The 18,390-nt window shown below is 40.4% G+C and carries 16 protein-coding genes; all 16 read right to left on the bottom strand.

The window, feature by feature from the left end:
- Positions 1-194: 194 nt before the first annotated feature.
- Positions 195-3,065, bottom strand: a complete 2,871-nt coding sequence (gene uvrA, locus EKM98_RS05450; protein WP_125981118.1) for an excinuclease ABC subunit UvrA — start codon at positions 3,063-3,065, stop codon at positions 195-197.
- Positions 3,066-3,158: 93 nt separating this feature from the next.
- Positions 3,159-5,165 carry an excinuclease ABC subunit UvrB gene (uvrB, locus tag EKM98_RS05445; RefSeq protein ID WP_125981116.1) on the bottom strand — a complete coding sequence of 669 codons (2,007 nt, stop codon included), beginning with the start codon at positions 5,163-5,165 and terminating at the stop codon, positions 3,159-3,161.
- A gap of 390 nt (positions 5,166-5,555) precedes the next feature.
- Positions 5,556-6,191 (bottom strand): HD domain-containing protein, encoded by a 636-nt coding sequence (locus EKM98_RS05440; RefSeq protein WP_125981114.1) that lies wholly within the window; start codon positions 6,189-6,191, stop codon positions 5,556-5,558.
- A 141-nt stretch (positions 6,192-6,332) separates the two neighbouring features.
- Positions 6,333-8,060: a phospho-sugar mutase gene (locus EKM98_RS05435; protein WP_125981112.1), complete on the bottom strand. Its 1,728-nt coding sequence runs from the start codon at positions 8,058-8,060 to the stop codon at positions 6,333-6,335.
- A 414-nt stretch (positions 8,061-8,474) separates the two neighbouring features.
- Positions 8,475-9,422, bottom strand: a complete 948-nt coding sequence (gene trxB / locus EKM98_RS05430) for a thioredoxin-disulfide reductase (protein ID WP_068225306.1) — start codon at positions 9,420-9,422, stop codon at positions 8,475-8,477.
- 75 nt (positions 9,423-9,497) lie between these two features.
- Entirely contained in the window at positions 9,498-9,905 is a 408-nt protein-coding gene (locus EKM98_RS05425) for a tetratricopeptide repeat protein (protein WP_125981111.1), read from the bottom strand.
- A 335-nt stretch (positions 9,906-10,240) separates the two neighbouring features.
- On the bottom strand, positions 10,241-11,257 hold the full coding sequence (locus EKM98_RS05420; protein ID WP_125981110.1) for an NAD(P)H-dependent glycerol-3-phosphate dehydrogenase: 1,017 nt from the start codon (positions 11,255-11,257) through the stop codon (positions 10,241-10,243).
- A 27-nt stretch (positions 11,258-11,284) separates the two neighbouring features.
- Entirely contained in the window at positions 11,285-12,106 is an 822-nt protein-coding gene (lgt, locus tag EKM98_RS05415; protein ID WP_318531610.1) for a prolipoprotein diacylglyceryl transferase, read from the bottom strand.
- Between the two features lie 2 nt (positions 12,107-12,108).
- On the bottom strand, positions 12,109-13,146 hold the full coding sequence (hprK, locus tag EKM98_RS05410; protein ID WP_125981106.1) for an HPr(Ser) kinase/phosphatase: 1,038 nt from the start codon (positions 13,144-13,146) through the stop codon (positions 12,109-12,111).
- Positions 13,147-13,429: 283 nt separating this feature from the next.
- Positions 13,430-13,780: a phage holin family protein gene (locus EKM98_RS05405; protein WP_125981104.1), complete on the bottom strand. Its 351-nt coding sequence runs from the start codon at positions 13,778-13,780 to the stop codon at positions 13,430-13,432.
- Positions 13,780-14,073, bottom strand: coding sequence for a hypothetical protein (locus EKM98_RS05400; RefSeq protein ID WP_125981102.1), 294 nt, complete (start codon positions 14,071-14,073; stop codon positions 13,780-13,782). The genes EKM98_RS05405 and EKM98_RS05400 overlap by 1 nt, the downstream gene beginning before the upstream one ends.
- On the bottom strand, positions 14,073-14,321 hold the full coding sequence (locus EKM98_RS05395) for a PspC domain-containing protein (RefSeq protein ID WP_225418528.1): 249 nt from the start codon (positions 14,319-14,321) through the stop codon (positions 14,073-14,075). Before EKM98_RS05395 ends, EKM98_RS05400 begins: the two co-directional genes overlap by 1 nt.
- 22 nt (positions 14,322-14,343) lie before the next feature.
- Complete coding sequence (liaX, locus tag EKM98_RS05390) at positions 14,344-15,822, bottom strand: daptomycin-sensing surface protein LiaX (protein WP_125981100.1); 1,479 nt, start codon at positions 15,820-15,822, stop codon at positions 14,344-14,346.
- A 186-nt stretch (positions 15,823-16,008) separates the two neighbouring features.
- Positions 16,009-16,683 (bottom strand): phosphate signaling complex protein PhoU, encoded by a 675-nt coding sequence (gene phoU, locus EKM98_RS05385; protein ID WP_125981098.1) that lies wholly within the window; start codon positions 16,681-16,683, stop codon positions 16,009-16,011.
- Between the two features lie 104 nt (positions 16,684-16,787).
- On the bottom strand, positions 16,788-17,543 hold the full coding sequence (gene pstB / locus EKM98_RS05380) for a phosphate ABC transporter ATP-binding protein PstB (protein WP_125981096.1): 756 nt from the start codon (positions 17,541-17,543) through the stop codon (positions 16,788-16,790).
- A 37-nt stretch (positions 17,544-17,580) separates the two neighbouring features.
- Entirely contained in the window at positions 17,581-18,390 is an 810-nt protein-coding gene (gene pstB / locus EKM98_RS05375) for a phosphate ABC transporter ATP-binding protein PstB (protein ID WP_125981094.1), read from the bottom strand.

The raw sequence follows: 18,390 nt of genomic DNA, 5'->3' as shown, positions 1-18,390 counted from the left end.
ATCATACATTTATTCGGTAATACAATCTATAAAACACGGGAAAAAATCTTAAAGTACTGCTCAAAAAAAAGAGAACCCCATAAAATAGAGGTTTCTCTTGACTAATCGTAGAAAAAAGTAAGAACTACTGAAATAATCAAAATCAGCGAAAAGCATGATTTCAACGACAACCGTATTCTTACTATTTTTAAGGCCTACTTTTTAGCCTTTATCGAGTTAACATCAAAACGTGGTCGTTTTGCATCACGTTCTAAAATTGGCTTCAAATATTGACCAGTATAACTTGCATCGGTTTCAGCGATCTTTTCAGGTGTTCCAGTTGCAACAACATAACCGCCTTCCGCACCGCCTTCAGGTCCTAGATCAATTAAATAATCAGCCGTTTTAATCACATCTAAATTGTGTTCGATGATTAAAACTGTATTGCCAGCGTCCACAAGTCGATGTAACACGGCCAATAACCGGTTAATATCATCTGAATGTAAGCCAGTTGTTGGTTCATCTAAAATATAAAAAGTCTTACCGGTTTGGCGCCGGTGTAATTCGGAAGCCAGCTTCATTCGTTGTGCCTCACCACCAGATAAAGTGGTCGCCGGCTGGCCCAAAGTAATGTAGCCCAACCCGACATCAACAATCGTCTGCAATTTACGCCGAATCTTAGGAATATTCTCAAAGAAGGGTAAGGCTTCATTAACCGTCATATTCAGAACATCCGAAATATTTTTATTTTTATACAAAACTTCTAACGTTTCAGAATTGTAGCGACTACCATGACAAACCTCACAGGGCACGTAAACATCAGGTAGAAAGTTCATTTCAATTTTGATGATCCCATCACCTTTACAGGCTTCGCAGCGACCACCTCGCACGTTAAAACTAAAACGATTCTTTTTATAACCGTGCATTTTGGCCTCATTAGTCTGCGCAAAGAGATCCCGAATATCATCAAAAACACTAGTGTAAGTGGCTGGGTTGCTTCTAGGTGTTCGCCCAATTGGACTTTGATCAATATCAACTATCTTATCAATATTTTTCACGCCCGCGATTGATTTATATTTACCTGGTTTTTGCTTATTTCGATTTAATTTTTGCGCTAAAACACGCTTTAAAATACTGTTCACCAACGTTGACTTTCCTGATCCAGAAACACCAGTGACGACAATAAAATCGCCTAACGGAAAATCAACGGTGATATTCTTCAAGTTATGTTCAGCGGCACCGGTCAAACGGATTTTTTTACCGTTACCTTTACGGCGTTTTTCCGGTAACCGAATGTACTTTTTGCCAGCCAAATATTGACCGGTTAATGACTTGGGATTAGCCTCAACCTCTTTAGGTGTGCCAGCCGCCATGACTCGACCACCATTTTCACCCGCTCCTGGGCCAATATCCAATAGGTAGTCCGCGGCACGCATGGTATCTTCATCATGCTCAACGACAATTAACGTATTCCCAAGGTCCCGCATTGATTTTAATGAGCTAATCAAGCGATTGTTATCTCGTTGGTGGAGACCAATTGATGGTTCATCTAAAATATACAAAACACCGGATAGATTAGAACCAATTTGGGTTGCCAAGCGAATACGTTGGGCCTCACCACCAGATAAAGTTCCAGCAGAGCGACTTAAATTAAGGTAATCCAAACCAACATTTTTCAAGAAATTCAATCGATCAGTAACTTCCTTAAGAATTGGTTTGGCAATAGTTAACTCTTTTTCAGTTAGTTTTAACCCCTGGAAGAATTCTAAAGAACGATTAATCGCGTATTCAGAAACCTCAGCAATATGCTTACCGTTTACTTTAACGGCAAGTGCTTGCGGGTTTAAACGGTAACCATGGCAAACGGGACAAGTTAATTCCGTCATGTATTGCCGCATCTGTGTCCGAGTAAAGTCACTGTTGGTATCGTGGTAACGTCGCGAAACGTTATTCACGACGCCTTCAAAGGTTGCGTCAACATCCCGAATTCCACCAAAATCATTTTCGTAATGGAAATGGAAAGTTCGGTCACCAGCACCATATAAAACTAAATTACGCTGTTCTTCAGGTAATTTATTAAATGGCTTTTCCATATCAATGCCAAAACTTGCTGCGGCCTGGGCCAGCATTTGCGGATAATACTGAGACGAAATTGGGTTCCACGGTGCAATTGCCCCCGCTTTCAGAGTCAACGTTGGATCAGGCACAATCAAATCTTCGTCAACCTCTAATTTAGCACCTAAGCCATCACACTCGGGGCAGGCTCCAAAAGGTGCGTTAAATGAAAATAACCGCGGCTCCAACTCGCCAATTGTGAAACCACAGTAAGGACACGCATAATGTTCAGAAAACATGATTGGTTCGCCGCCAATAATGTCCGCCGTTGCGTACCCATCAGATAACCGTAACGCCGCTTCGAATGAATCAAATAGCCGTGAGCGTGCACTAGCCTTAACGACAATCCGATCAATGACGATATCAATATCGTGTTTTTTATTCTTTTCCAGCTCAATGTCATCACTGATATCATAAATTTCACCATCAATTTTAACGCGGACATAGCCCTCTTTTTGAATTCGCTGCAGGACCTTTTTATGTTGGCCTTTTTTAGCCCGAATAATTGGTGACATAATTTGTAATTTCGTTTTTTCTGGTAATTTTAATACTCGATTGACCATTTGTTCGACGGTTTGACTACTAATTTCTGTCCCATCATTAGGACAAATGGGGTGGCCAACACGTGCCCACAGTAGTCTCAGATAATCATTAATTTCAGTAACAGTTCCAACTGTCGACCGCGGATTCTTTGAGGTTGTTTTTTGATCGATTGAGATAGCTGGGCTTAATCCATCGATAGAATCAACGTCAGGTTTATCCATTTGACCCAAGAACTGTCGTGCGTAGGCCGATAAACTTTCCACATAGCGTCGTTGTCCTTCTGCATAAAGCGTATCAAACGCAAGTGAGCTTTTTCCTGAACCTGATAAACCAGTGATTACGACTAATTTATCCCGAGGAATAGTAACGTCGATATCCTTTAAATTATGCGCACGTGCGCCATGAATGATAATTTTATCATTTGCCAATAATTTTTCCTCCTCAGTTCTTAGGACTAATTTTAAGTTGAAACGCAAATCAGCGTGCAAAATAAAAGACAGCCAATGACAATTGTCTAAAATTTATTCAATTGCTGCTTTTAGTTCTAAGATTGTATCCCGTAAAGTCGCTGCTTGTTCAAAATCTAATTTCTTGGCGGCGGCCTTCATCTGTTCCTCAAGCCGGCCAATCATTTCTTTTTGTTCCTTCTTTGACATATCCGTAAAATCTGGTTCTTTAATAGCACCAGTCTCTTGGTGATCGTCCTTCGCCGCTTTCGTTGGTGAAATTAGATCACGAATCGGCTTAACAATTGTCGTTGGCGTGACGTGATGAACCTCATTAAACTTCTCCTGAGTAGTTCGCCGCCGTTTGGTTTCATCCATTGCTGCCTGCATTGAATCAGTAATTCGATCAGCGTACATAATGACTGTGCCATCAACATTTCGTGAAGCACGGCCAATTGTTTGAATCAATGAACGTTCACTCCGTAAGAAACCTTCCTTATCGGCGTCTAAAATGGCAATTAGTGAAACTTCGGGAACATCAATTCCTTCCCGCAATAAATTAATACCAATCAGAACATCGAATTTACCCAGACGTAGATCACGAATAATCTGTGTTCGCTCTAACGTTTTAATATCACTGTGTAAATAACGAACTTTAATTCCTAATTCTTTCAAATAATCGGTTAAATCTTCCGCCATTTTCTTGGTCAAGGTTGTTACAAAAACACGTTCGTGACGTTCTACACGCTTATTAATTTCGCCTACAAGGTCGTCAATTTGGCCCATAATTGGCCGAACTTCAATTTTAGGATCTAACAACCCAGTTGGTCGAATAATTTGTTCAGCGACGTGATCCGTTTGTGAATACTCATATGGCCCAGGCGTTGCTGAAACGTAAACAATTTGATTAACGTGCTGTTCAAATTCATTTAACTTTAATGGGCGATTATCCAGCGCACTTGGTAACCGGAAGCCATAATCAACTAGCATTTGTTTTCTGGCCCGATCACCATTATACATCCCCCGAATCTGCGGCATAGTTGCGTGAGACTCATCAATCATAATTAAGAAGTCCTTGGGAAAGAAATCGATTAACGTATATGGTGGTTCACCGGCTTTTCGGCTCTCCATATGCCGAGAATAGTTTTCAATCCCGGAAGTGTAGCCCATTTCACGCAGCATTTCAATATCGTAGTTAGTCCGCTGCTCTAGCCGTTGCGCCTCCAATAATTTATGCTGATCAGTTAATTCTTTCAAACGCGTCTTTAACTCAGCCTCAATGCTAACAATTGCGTGTTCCATCTGCTCATCGTTAGTCATAAAATGGGTTGCCGGAAAAATGGCCACGTGATCGCGGTCACCCACAACCTCGCCCGTTAGTGCATCTACTTCGCGAATGCGATCAATTTCATCACCAAAAAATTCAATTCGCAAAGCCCGTTCATCCCGAGAAGCTGGAAAAATCTCAACAACATCCCCGCGAACACGAAAGCGTCCCCGCTGAAAATCAATATCATTGCGTTCAAATTGAATATCAATTAAACGGCGCAGCAATTCATTGCGTTCCAATTCTTGACCAACCCGCAATGACAAAACATGATCACGGTACTCATCAGGACTGCCCAAACCAAAAATACAAGAAACCGAAGCGACAACGATCACATCATTACGTTCTAATAATGAGCTCGTTGCCGAATGACGTAATTTATCAATTTCATCATTAATACTAGAATCCTTCTCGATGTACGTATCACTTGACGGCACATAGGCCTCTGGTTGGTAATAATCATAATAACTCACAAAATATTCAACGGCATTATTAGGGAAAAACTGTTTGAATTCGCCGTATAATTGACCCGCCAAAGTTTTATTGTGGGCTATCACCAAAGTCGGTTTCCCAACATTCTTAATCACTTCACTCATTGTAAACGTCTTACCAGTCCCAGTTGCCCCTAATAAGATCTGGGCCTTTTCACCCTTTTCAATCCCCTCAGTCAATTGTTTAATTGCCTGTGGCTGATCACCAGCAGGCTGGTAAGGTGAAACTAAATCAAAATCACGATGTTCTTCACGTTGAATCAAGTAAGTGACCTCCTCATTACCTATATGTCTATTTTACGTGACCGTAAAATCCTATTTTCGGATGATGTCCATTCTCCTAGCGCACAGTTCGCGCACTCGAAACATGGCACCTCCTCATTACCTATGTCTATTTTACGTGACCGTAAAATCTTATTTTCGGATGATGTCCATTCTACTAGCGCGTAACTTGCGCCCTGGAAACATGGTCTCCAAACCAAACGAAAGAGAGTGGCCAGCTATTTATAAAATAGATCGAACCATTTATAAACTCGCTGCAAAAAGATGAGGCCTCTTTAAGCGTAATCATCACCTTTTCATTCCACTCTCTACAACCAAATTAGTGTCTACATTCTATCACACCGAACATATTTTCGCCATGGTTTTGCTCGCTTACTTGACCTGCATAATCTGCTGTGTAATTTGCCGTAATTTTTCTCGATTAGTAAACTTTTCAGCCAATAAATCCGGTAAAATCTGGTTAATAAAATACTGAACGCTTGCCATATCCGAAAATCTAACAATTGTCCGAAGGCTTTCCCGATAAATATTAGTGTAAACTGTTTCGGGATTACCTTTTTGAATCTCACCAAAAGATTCATACAGTAAATCTACTTTATCAGAAACTGATAAGATTCGGCCTTCCAATGTGTCATCCTTACCTTCACCCAATCGGCGCCGGTAAGCTTTCTGAAATTCGGTGGGTATTTCATTAACGATGAAATTCTCAGTAAGGTTATCGTCAACCTCAGCCAACATTTTGCGAAGTGCTGGTGTCGCGTATTTTACCGGCGTTTTAATGTCCCCAATAAAACGTTCTGTATAATCATGGTTCAATGCTTTTTCGTATAATGAGCGCCAATCAACAGTTTGACCGGCATTTTCCTCAATATCGCCGAGCATCTGCGCTACTTGAGTAACTTTAAAAGAATGAGCAGCCACCGAATGCTCTTCAAATTTAAAATATCCCGGTGCTCGTTGAATTGTTTCTAAATTGCTCAGGCTTTGTAAATATTGGTGCATTCCCATAACCAATCAGTCCTTTCATCTATTAAATTGTTCTTATTCTACAGTTTTTTTCGGTTAAATTTCAAGTTAAGTAGCAAAAATGGTGTAGTTACACCATCGTTTTAACTCATTAAAACGTGTCATAACCACACCACTTTTATTTTATTTAGCCGCAAAGGCAGTTAATGCCTGTTCGAATGCCGTTAAACGAGTTTGAGCGTCTTCTTCACTAGTACCAACCGTACCAACATAGAATTTAATTTTTGGTTCAGTTCCTGAAGGACGAATAGCAATCCAAGTCCCATCGGCCAACAAATATTTAAGCACATTGGACTTTGGCAACTTAATCGGTTCAGTGTGTCCATCCGCAAAATTAGTTACCTGGTTCTGAAAATCTTGTAAAGCAGTGACCTTAACGTCGTTGAAGCTCTCAGGTTGTTCTTCCCGGAACTTAGTCATTAGTGCCTTTATTTCACCAGCGCCTTCAGCCCCAGCAAAAGTTTGTGAAATTGTTTTTTCAGCAAAATAACCATACTGTTTAAACAAATCTTGTAAACCATCATAAAGCGTTTTACCTTGTTTTTGATAATAAGCTGTAATTTCGGCTAATAAAAGAACACCCTGAATGGCATCTTTATCCCGAACGAATGGTTTAATCAATGAACCGTAGCTTTCTTCAAAGCCAAACATATAAGTATGACTATGGTCTTCTTCATAATTTTTAATCTTTTCAGCAATAAATTTGAAACCAGTCAAAACATTAATCATTTCGACACCATAGTGCTCAGCAATTTTAGCTGCCAACTCAGTTGAAACAATGGATTTAATTGCAACCGCGTTCTTAGGTAAGGTTCCAGCTTCCTGATTAGCTCGCAAAATATAATCAAGCATTAAGGCCGCAATCTGGTTACCATTTAACAAACGGTATTCACCATTGGGTTGGCGCACGGCCGTTCCCAATCGGTCGGCGTCAGGATCAGTGGCAACTAACATGTCAGCGTCCTCTTTTTTACCCAGTGCAATGGCTAGATCAAATGTTTCTGGAAATTCAGGGTTTGGGTAAGCAACAGTAGCAAATTCTGGATCGTAAATGGATTGCTCTGGTACTAAACGAAATTGGCTGAAACCAGCATTCCGCAAAGCTTGCTCGCCTAACATTTTACCAGTGCCATGAAGTGGTGTATAAACCAACTTCATCTTGCTACCAACTTCGTCAATTAATTTTTGATTGATCGTAACGGATTTAATATTAGCCAAGTAAGCTTCATCCACATCTTCACCAATTAGCGTTAATAAGTGCTTAGCCCGCAATTCATGCTCACCAACCGTTTTAATTGCAAATAGGTCCGTTACTTTGCGAACATAACTAGTTGTTAAATCGGCCTCTTTTGGTGGCATCTGACCACCATCCGGACCGTAAATTTTATAGCCATTATATTGCTTCGGGTTATGGCTGGCAGTAATCATAATACCAGCGTAGGTACCTAAATTACGAACAGCAAACGATAGTTCTGGCGTAGGCCGTAGCGCGTCAAATACAAAAGATGGAATGCCGTGGGCGCCCAAAACATGAGCGGCCTCATGCGCAAAGGCCTCAGAATTATAACGGGAATCAAAGCTGATAGCGACCCCTTGAGCCTTTGTCTTAGCATCTAAGGTATCCATCATTAACGCTAAGCCTTCAGTTGCTTGCCGAACGGTATAAATGTTCATCCGGTTGATTCCAGGGCCCATTACACCACGCATACCTGCTGTACCAAATTCCATTGGTGCATAAAAAGCATCCTTTAAATTAGCCTCATCACCAGCTAATTGTTCTAGCTCAGCCTTAAGCCCAGCATCTAAACGTGTGTAATTTTTCCAAGTATTGTACGTATCCTGCCATGTCATTAAAACGTACCTCCTAAAGTCATTAAATCCTTATTTAAAATTTACGTGGTCAACCCACGTCGGATCTTTAATTCAATAATTAGTATACTACAAAAGGCAGCGCTTTTATAAAACAACTCCAAAAAGCTCAGAATAATTTCATTAATTGCTCAAAATTTAATAATCAGTTGCGACGTTTAGCTAACTTTCAGTTAGGTTCTGCAATACTTAACTTAGTAAATTTACACAAATTAAAAAAGGCTAGGACTTTTGGCCCTGCCTTTTAATTATTTCTAATCATTACTCTAAGCACGTGGACCAAAAATCCGGGGCCGCGTGCCCAAGTACAGCTAATTCAATAACCATACTACGATTGGCTTTCGTTACGCTGTGAACCCAAAACTGACTTTTGGCCGACCCCCTTAGATAAAAACTTTATGAAATTGTTTCTTTATCCTTGGCCGCCAAATCCTGAATGTAGGCGTATGCTTGTTGACCAGCCATACCACCATCACCAACCGACGTTGTAATCTGACGTAGATCCTTCTGCCGAACGTCACCAATGGCAAAGATCCCAGGAACCTTAGTACGCATGTGATCATCCGTAACTACCCAACCTGCATCATCGAGAATGCCTAGATCAGTAAAACTATCCGTTAAAGCATTAATTCCAACGTAGATGAAGACCCCACTAGCTGGTAGTGTGTGTGCTTCGCCGGATACTTTGTCGGTGTAACGAACACCGGTGACTTTTTGATCATCACCCAAGATTTCTTCAGTATTAGCGTTCCAAATAAAATTAACCTTAGGATTAGCAAAAGCACGATCCTGCATAATCTTTTGCGCTCGCAATTGATCACGACGATGAATAATCGTTACTTTAGAGGCTAACTGTGCTAAATACAGACCTTCTTCAACCGCAGAATCACCGCCACCAATCACGGCAACTTCCCGATTTTTAAAGAACGCGCCATCACAGACAGCACAGTAAGAAACTCCCCGGCCACTATAGTCGTTTTCGCCAGGAATTTCTAATTTACGGTGTTCCGCCCCAGTTGCAATAACGACGGCTTTGGCCTCATAATCCCCATCATCAGTGCTGATTAGCTTAACGTCACCGTTATCCTTGATTCCGGTAACGTTACCGTAAGCATATTCTGCGCCAAATTGAGTTGCACCATCATACATTTTCTGTGCTAAATCAGGTCCAAGAACTGACTTGAAACCTGGATAATTTTCAATTGCAGCTGTATTGTTCATTTGCCCGCCATAAATACCGCGGTCAAGTATAATAACCGATAAATTTGATCGAGATGCATAAAGTGCGGCCGTTAACCCACCTGGGCCGGCACCGATTACGATGATATCAGCTTTTTTTGTCATGGTCACAACTCCCATCATTTAGATTCTGAAATTAAGCATACGCTGTCACTTTCAGAAAGTCTAATAGTTTGCTTACTAAAAGTTACCAAGTTCAGTCCTTAATTGGGATAGTAAATCCATGGCCTCGGCTTTAAATTCCTGTTGACCGCTTGTAAGGTACCTTTGAACACACTGAAAGCTATCTTCAAACTGGTTCATAAATGCATAACAATTAGCCAAAAAATATTGAATTTCTGGATGATTCTTACCGTAATGATTATTTAGCTGCTCTAATTGTGAAATTGCTTCATTGTAGCGATTATCATACTGTAGACAAATGGCTAACTGACAATTGGCAAAAACATAATCATCATCGGTCTGTGCTAACGTTTGCGCTCGTTCAAGGTAAACAATCGCTTTTTTATAGCGATTCTTTGAAAAAGCTGTCATTCCTAAATTAAAGTAAAATTCACATGAAGGCTGAAATGAGATAACCTCACCCATTACGTCGACTCCTTTTATTTAAAAAATAAATTATTCTGCGTTAACTAACTTAAATAAGACTCACCGTCAAATTAACCTACCTGAGATAAAATGTCAACAGCCTGGGGTGGAACAAAAGTAGATTTTTAGTTCACTACATAACGTAAGCTAATCCAATAACCGTACTATGGTTCTTGAATTAGCTTACGTTGGTGCGTGAACCCAGACTTTTGGCGCACCTTCTAGAGTAATATTCGGAAACAATAAAAAGCTGGAACTTTTATCCCAGCTTCATGTTTGGAAATCATTTTAGTTAATTCTTTCCTAACTAATTTAGCGTAAATGTGCTTGCCATACTAATCCATTTCCGTTTTTCCTTCACGTTGCATCAAACAAGTAATTTCATCGCGAATATTCTTATGTTCATAAAGAACGTGATAAATAGCCGTAGTAATTGGCATTTCAATATTTTTTTGCTGGGCAAGTTCATGGGCAACCTTGGTTGTTGAAACACCTTCAACAACCATTCCCATGTTCTTTAAAATCGTTTCAAGCGATTGGCCCTGACCTAATTGATTGCCTGCTCGCCAATTACGGGAATGAACACTGGTACAAGTGACGATTAGATCACCGACGCCTGATAGGCCGATAAAGGTCAGTGGCTTAGCACCAAAGGCGACCCCTAAACGACTGATCTCGGCCAAACCCCGGGTTATCAAAGCAGCCTTAGTGTTGTCACCGTAGCCTAAACCGTGTAAGGCACCAGCGCCAATTGCAATGACATTTTTTAAAGCTGCGCCCATTTCTACACCAATAACATCATCATTGGTGTAAATCCGGAAATAATCATTCATAAACAACTGCTGGACTTGCTTAGCTGCTTCAAGATCGGCGGAGGCCGCCGTAATTGAGGTTAAATCACGATTAGCAACATCTTCAGCGTGACTTGGACCGGATAACACGACTAAAGCTTGCCGTTCACTTTCAGGAATCTCTTCACTTAACACCTGCGATAAGCGCTTATGTGTTCCTTGTTCCAATCCCTTGCTGGCGTGCATAATCAATGGTTTACGTCCGTTTTCATTCAAAACGGTAACTACTTTTTTTGCCACCTCGCGGATTGCATTAGTTGGGACTACAAATAAAATTAGATCAACGTCTTGTAAGGCTGTTGCAAGGCTAAGTGTCGCTATCACTTTAGGATTAATTTTGAATGTCGGTAAATAATGAACGTTGGTGTGCTCTTGATTAATTTCCGTAACTAACTTTTCTTTGTTAGCCCAAAGAGAGACCTGGTGACCATTTTCCGTTAATAGATTTGCTAAAACGGTCCCCCATGAACCGGCACCAAGTACAGCAATTTTTTCTGTCATAACGTTAAAAACTCCTTCTTAAATCGTTTATTTCTTTTGATTGCCAGCTAAATAATCAACCAGCAGCGGATCATTGTAGCGGCGCCAAATCCATAAACCAATTGCAACAATAAAGAAAATAAGCGAAAGCAGTTGTGAAACTCTGAGTAGATTAAAGAGCATTAGACTATCCGTTCGCATTCCTTCAATAAAGAAACGGCCAAACGCGTACCAACTAACATAAAGTAAAAAGACTTCACCCTGCTTAAACAATCCTTTACGATGACGCAAGCTCATAATTACAACAAAACCGAGCAGGTCCCAAACTGATTCATACAAGAAAGTAGGTTGGCGGTAAGCACCATTAATAAACATCTGTTGAATGATAAAATTAGGTAAGTGTAATCCCTGCAAAAAGGCAAGTGATGTTTGCGCACCAAAGGCCTCCTGATTCATAAAGTTCCCCCAGCGACCAATACCTTGCCCTAAAATGACGGTTGGCGCGGCAATATCCAGCACTAACCAAATTGGCAACTGATGCCGCCGACAAAATACGTAAAAAACGATTGCTGATGCGATCAAACTACCATAAATTGCCATTCCCCCGTGCCAAATTGCAATGATTTCACCTGGGTGGGCCGCATAATACGGCCATTCAAAAAGAACATAATAAAGTCGGGCCCCAATTAAAGCAAAAGGCAAGGACCATAAAATAAGGTTAAATAAATCGTCTGAAGAAACTTGGCGGCGATCGGCCTCACGCATTGCTAACACAACGGCCAAAACTACACCAGTTGCAATAATCACGCCATACCAATGAATCTCAAATGGTCCAAATTTTAAAGCGATAGGGTTAAGCGCGGCTACCAACATTAGGCGTCAGCACCACCTTTCTTTGTTTCATCTGTTTTCGGCTTTAAACTAGCACCATTATTCGGTTTAGTTGTTGTATTTGGTGTTGCATCTGCTGCTTCGTCAACTGCCGAATTTTTTTGAATCAATTGATTCAAATTAGATTCAAACGTCTTCGTTGCATCATAACCCATTGCTCGGGCCCGGAAATTCATCGCCGCAACTTCAATAATAATCGCCAAATTACGTCCAGTTTTAACCGGAATCGTAACCCGTGGTAACGTAACGTCAAAGATTTGCATTGCTTCTTCACCGTTACCTAAACGATCAAAGTTCTTTTCTGGCGTCCAAGTCTCCAAATGAACCACTAATTGAATTGGTGTATCACTACGAACTGCACCGGCGCCAAATAAATTCATGACATCAATAATACCAATACCTCGAATTTCAAGCAGATGGCGTAAAATAGCTGGTGCTTCACCAACTAAAGTTTGTTCATCCTGTTCATAAACTTCAACCCGATCATCGGCAATTAGCCGGTGGCCCCGCTTAACTAATTCCAAAGCAGTTTCACTTTTACCAACTCCTGAATCACCAGTAATTAAGACACCAATTCCGTAAATATCTACCAAAACGCCGTGAATTGACCGTCGTTCAGCTAGGCGGCCATCCAAATAATCGGTCATCAAACTTGATAAACGAGTCGTCGCAAGTTTTGAACCCAACACCGGAATTTTGGCGTCCTTGGCTGCTTGATATAATTCATCTGGTGCCGCTAATGACCGGGAGACAACAAACGCTGGCGTATCTTCAGCAGCCATTTTTCTAAAAATCATCAACCGTTCTTCAGGTGTCATTTTTTTTACGAAAGAAATCTCAGTCCGACCAAATAATTGAATTCGTTCGTGGGGATAATAATTAAAATACCCGGTTAATTCTAAGCCCGGTCGGGAAATATCACTGACCGTAATGCCGCGCTGCTCTAAAAATTCTTGGCCTGCATAAACTTTGAGTTTAGCACGGTCAACAAGCTCGCTGACTTTAACACTTTCAACCATTACAATTGCTCCTATCATAAAAAGTAATTAAACAACAATATTCTTTATTTTAACATTGCCACATGGTCCCTGCACTGCTTTTCTAATGAATTACTATATAAAGACTGCACTTACTAAGATCAACATACAAAGTAAAAGACATTATGTCAAAAGTAACCACATTTAAAAACAACTTCTGTTGGAATTTTTTTAACTAATTTGGCCTAAACGTTCCCCCTAATAATCAAAAAAATGGGTAGCCAGGACAAAAAATCTATTTTGTCTCGACTACCCATTTATTTAGTTATGCCGCCCGACCAAAATGACTACTAATGATCATATTAACTAATGAAATAACAATCGCAACTAGTATTGCTGAACTAAAACTGCTGAAAGCAAAACCACTCCCAACGAAAAAGGCAGTTAAGCGCAACATAATCGCGTTGATGATAATACTGAATAGACCCAATGTTAATAGTGTGATGGGCAGAGAAAGAAGCGTCAGGATAGGTTTAACCAGGGCATTTAAAATTCCCAGGACTAAACTAGCGCCGATGGCCATCCAAATACTAGAAACAAAGAGGGCGTTGGGGAAAAAACCAGCAATTGCCAAAAAGATAATGGCATTCACCAAAATTCGCTGCCAAAAACCCATTAAAAATCACTCCAGTCATCGTCTTCTACTTTAACATCTCGGGCCGCCTTACGTTCTCGGCCAGCCGAATGTGGTTGCGTGCGGTAATTACTTTGGCGCCAATTATAGTGGCGATGATGGTAATTATGATGATTCTTCTTTGTTACTAAATGGAAAATAACGATTAATAAAATTGGAACGGCTAAAAATCGTAATGGCAACCAAAGCAACAAGACCAACAATAAAACAAGTGCAATTGCTGGACTAAAGACGAGCATCATTGCGCCCAATAATAGTAATAGTAAAAACATCATTAGAAATCACTCCAATCATCATCATGGCTTTGATCAGTCGTTGTCTGCTTTGGAGTCTGATCATCAGCCATGACAAGCGCTAAAATGAGGTAAATAACAACAGCAGGTACAACGCCCGTGAGTAGCCCCGCGGCAGCATAAATCAAGCGAACCAATGTCTTATCTAAATTGAAATAGTCCGCAATGCCTCCTAAAACGCCACTTAAAATCCGGTTGTTTGATTTTACTAATCTTTTTGCCTGCATCATTTACACTCCTTAATCATCTAAACTACGCCTTAGTATTCTTTAATAAAATATTCCCTGAAGTTGTACTTAAAGTTAACTTTGCCGGTGGCGTGCTAAGATCACGTTCAAAATCGTAAACTGAATTACCGGTATTATGCCGTTCATTAGTTACCGTGACTTCGCTTAAACGTGATTTGATCGCGCCAAAACGTGTCTTAGTTTGGCCAGTAACTGCTAGATCCTCTGGCAAAGCAATTTTGACGTTACCATTAACAGAGCTGGCGACCAACTTGGTTAACGTTGTTTCATTAACAGTAGCCTTAACCTCACCATTAACAGTGGTCAATTCTACTGACTCAGCGTTACTCATGAATTTAACCTCACCGTTAATTGTATTTAATAAGGCATCAATCAAACGACCACCATTTACCTTAATATTACCATTAACGCCTTCAACTTCAAGCATTGAGGCATTAACGCCAGTAAACGTCATCTGGCCATTGGTGCTCTTAATATATAAATCTTCGCCCTCAAAATCGGTTAGATCAACGTCACCATTTAATAACTTAATTGTGGTGTGATCATAGGTCCGCTTAGGTAGGTAGAAGGTTAGATTGGCCTGAATTCGCTTATTTGGCACTTTAAAGGTAAAAACATCTGCATCAATCGCAATCTCACTCCGCTGTAAGAAATTTTCTAACGGACTAACGTCTGCCATCTTACCGTACAGCTTACCGCTAACACTGACCTTAATGTCATTACCATCCCAAGTCTTCAGCTTAACGTCCCCGTTAGCAACCTTAACATCTAAGATTGAGGCCGTCGTGTCAGCGTAATTAAACTCATGTTCAAATTTTGTTGTCGCAATACCAGGTACCTTAATGTTAACGTCTTTCCAGTCAACGTTATCCATAATCGTCTGTGCCGTACCCTTAATGAACTGACCAAACTGACTGCCAGCCTCACCAACTTTTTCGCCCACTTGATTTAACGTATCCGTTGCGTTGTCCCGCCACTCGTCACCTAAATTAAGTTTGTCGGCCAAGTGATTTTTAATTTTATCCCGTTGTTCGTGACGCTTTGCAGCCAGTTCATGCTGTAAGTGACGCTTTGAATCAGTTAAATTAGCCTGCTTGCTTTCTAATTGGCCAATCTTTTCTTTTGTCTCATCCCGATCTTGAACTTTTTCGGTGGATAACGTTTCTAAATCTTCCATTGTATTCAAAACCTGTAAGTGTTCTTGCTGAGTCTTTAAATCGCGAGTATTCTGGGTTAATTGTTCATTAATCTGTTGTGTCTTAGTTTGAAGTTCTTCAACTTCATTAGCTAATTCATCTTGTTCCTGCTCATTTTTTTTATCTGTTGATTGTTCCTCAGTTGATTTCTCTGGTGTTACCTTCGTTGTCGTCTGTTGTTCTGCGGTACTTTTATCTTTGGCGCTATTTTCTAATAAGCTCAAAGCTTCATCAGTTGAAATGATCCCTTTTTTTACTAAGTCTAAAATTCGTTCACGTTCATTCATGGCTAATAGCCTCCTTAAGCATGACTTCTTTTTGCTATGAGTCTATTATCGCTTGAACCGTTCCAAAAAACATAGGGCCTAAGTTGGATTTTCTGCTAAGCAGTTGGTCTAAAGCACTGATAAACACCTGTGCCAATAAAACCGGCGAAATAATTTGGTCAGCACCAATTTATTTCGCCGTTTAGATTACATTCTTTCATTATCATTATTATTTAATTCAACAATCTTATTAGTCTTTAAATAAATGATCCATTCACTCAAGTTGGTCACGTAATCACCAATTCGTTCTAAATAACTGGCCACCATCATGTAGTCAGAACTGCCAATAACAGTTTCAGGTGATTGCTGCATTTGTTTAATGCAATCCGTGTAAATATCCTGAAAGGCCTGATTCACTTTTTTATCTTGACCAGCAATTTTTTTTGCCTTTTTGGCATCTGTTTTAACGTAGGCATCTAAGATAGCGGTCACCATTTTCTCAACAAAACGGGCCATCTTTGCAATATCCGCTTCAATTTCGGGAACACGTGGATTACCTTTTACGCGAATTGTCGACCGGGCAATACTAACAGCGTGGTCACCCATTCGTTCCAAATCACTACTCGCTTTCATAATCGTCACAATCATTCGTAAATCAGAGGTTACTGGTTGCTGTAAAGCAATCATTTCAAAACTTCGTTGTTCAAGATCGACTTCCCGTGCATTAATTTGATTATCATTGTTTATTACTTTCTGTGCCAATTCGCGATCATGATCGACAAAGGCCTTAACAGCATTGTAGATTGCCTCATTAACCATCATTCCCATTTCGGAAAAACGCGTGTGTAGCTCTTGTAACTCGCTGCCAAAAATTTCGCGCATTATTGACTCCTCCTCAATTTCTAAGGTTTTTTGTTTAAACATAAAACTGTGCCTCTAGACGATATTGATATTAATGGTTAACAATTTTTACCGCAATCCTTTTTTTAACCAAAACGACCAGAAATATAATCTTCACTTTCTTGTTTGTTTGGATTGGTGAAAAATTTTGTTGTGTTGGTATATTCGACTAGACGACCATCCAAAAAGAACGCCGTTCGGTCAGATATTCGGCCAGCCTGCTGCATATTATGCGTTACTAAAATAATTGAATAGTCCTTTTTCAAAGTCAGCAACATGGTTTCGATTTTAGAACTAGAAATTGGATCTAAGGCACTGGTCGGTTCATCTAGTAAAATAACGGCCGGCTTAACGGCCAAAACTCTAGCAATACAAACGCGTTGCTGTTGGCCACCAGATAAGGCCAAAGCACTTTGGTGCAAAACATCCTTCGTCTCTTCCCAAACTGAAGCAGCCTTTAAACTTGTTTCAACGGCCTCATCCAATTGTCCTTTATCATGAATACCGGCTAAGCGGAGTCCATAAACGACGTTATCATAAACCGAGAAAGGAAACGGATTTGGCTGTTGAAAAACCATGCCAACTTCCTTTCGTAATTCCACTATATCCATTTCTGGCGCGTAAATATCTTGTCCGTTTAAGGTGACCTTTCCAGTTATCGTGACGTTAGGAATTAAATCATTCATTCGATTCAACGTTCTGAGCAGTATTGATTTACCACAACCAGAGGGGCCAATTAATGCCGTAATTTCGTTGGCAGTAAAAGCCATACTAATTCCCTTTAGTGCCTCTTTTTTTCCGTAATATAAATGTGTGTCGTTGGTTTCGATAATAGCAGTCATTTAACTACACCCCTCCATTTGCTGCGCCTTATGCTAATTAGCCAAAATTTCCCGAGATATAATCATCAGTTGCCTTAAGCTTTGGCTGCGTAAAAATTTGATTTGTTGCACCATATTCCAAGGCGTAACCGTCATAAAAGAACGCCGTATAGTCGCTAATTCGGGCAGCCTGCTGCATATTATGGGTCACAACGATTAACGTGTAATCTTTTTTTAATTGGGTTAACGTATCTTCCACGACACTTGTGGAAATTGGATCAAGCGCACTAGCAGGCTCATCAAGTAATAAGATATCCGGTTTCAAGGCTAACGCACGCGCAATACATAAACGTTGTTGTTGCCCGCCCGAAAGTGCTAAGGCACTTTTGGATAGGCTATCTTTAACCTCTTTCCAAAGACCTGCCTGACGCAATGTTTTTTCCACTATTTCGTCTAATGTCGCCTTCTTTTTAATTCCATGGCGGCGTAAGGCAAAGGCAATGTTATCATAAATTGATTTTGCAAATGGATTCGGCCGCTGAAATACCATTCCAATGTGTTTACGCATTTCATAAACATCAACTTGCGGAGAATTCACATCCAAATCACGGTACATAATTGAGCCGGTAACCTTCGCAGATTGAATCTCATCATTCATCCGGTTCAACGCCCGTAAATACGTTGATTTTCCTGAACCAGAAGGACCAATGATTGCCGAAATTTTATACCGTTCAAACTGCAAAGCAACACCTTTAATCTGTTCATGGTCCCCATAATAAACGTGTAAATCATTAGTTTGTAAAGCAATCTCGTGTTCTGGTTGCGAAAAAGTTTTAATCGCAGTCTTGGTTACATCGTATTTTTGCAT

It is taken from the genome of Loigolactobacillus iwatensis (assembly GCF_003950295.1).
Classification (GTDB): domain Bacteria; phylum Bacillota; class Bacilli; order Lactobacillales; family Lactobacillaceae; genus Loigolactobacillus; species Loigolactobacillus iwatensis.
This window is presented reverse-complemented; position numbering and strand designations above follow the sequence as displayed.

Coding starts and splice junctions, on each gene's coding strand:
- EKM98_RS05425 (WP_125981111.1), bottom strand. CDS start 9,905: ATGGGTGAGGTTATCTCATTTCAGCCTTCATGTGAATTTTACTTTAAT.
- EKM98_RS05395 (WP_225418528.1), bottom strand. CDS start 14,321: ATGATGCAGGCAAAAAGATTAGTAAAATCAAACAACCGGATTTTAAGT.
- phoU (WP_125981098.1), bottom strand. CDS start 16,683: ATGCGCGAAATTTTTGGCAGCGAGTTACAAGAGCTACACACGCGTTTT.
- EKM98_RS05435 (WP_125981112.1), bottom strand. CDS start 8,060: ATGACATGGCAGGATACGTACAATACTTGGAAAAATTACACACGTTTA.
- pstB (WP_125981096.1), bottom strand. CDS start 17,543: ATGACTGCTATTATCGAAACCAACGACACACATTTATATTACGGAAAA.
- hprK (WP_125981106.1), bottom strand. CDS start 13,146: ATGGTTGAAAGTGTTAAAGTCAGCGAGCTTGTTGACCGTGCTAAACTC.
- EKM98_RS05420 (WP_125981110.1), bottom strand. CDS start 11,257: ATGACAGAAAAAATTGCTGTACTTGGTGCCGGTTCATGGGGGACCGTT.
- pstB (WP_125981094.1), bottom strand. CDS start 18,390: ATGCAAAAATACGATGTAACCAAGACTGCGATTAAAACTTTTTCGCAA.
- EKM98_RS05440 (WP_125981114.1), bottom strand. CDS start 6,191: ATGGGAATGCACCAATATTTACAAAGCCTGAGCAATTTAGAAACAATT.
- EKM98_RS05400 (WP_125981102.1), bottom strand. CDS start 14,073: ATGATGTTTTTACTATTACTATTATTGGGCGCAATGATGCTCGTCTTT.
- EKM98_RS05405 (WP_125981104.1), bottom strand. CDS start 13,780: ATGGGTTTTTGGCAGCGAATTTTGGTGAATGCCATTATCTTTTTGGCA.
- trxB (WP_068225306.1), bottom strand. CDS start 9,422: ATGACAAAAAAAGCTGATATCATCGTAATCGGTGCCGGCCCAGGTGGG.
- liaX (WP_125981100.1), bottom strand. CDS start 15,822: ATGAATGAACGTGAACGAATTTTAGACTTAGTAAAAAAAGGGATCATT.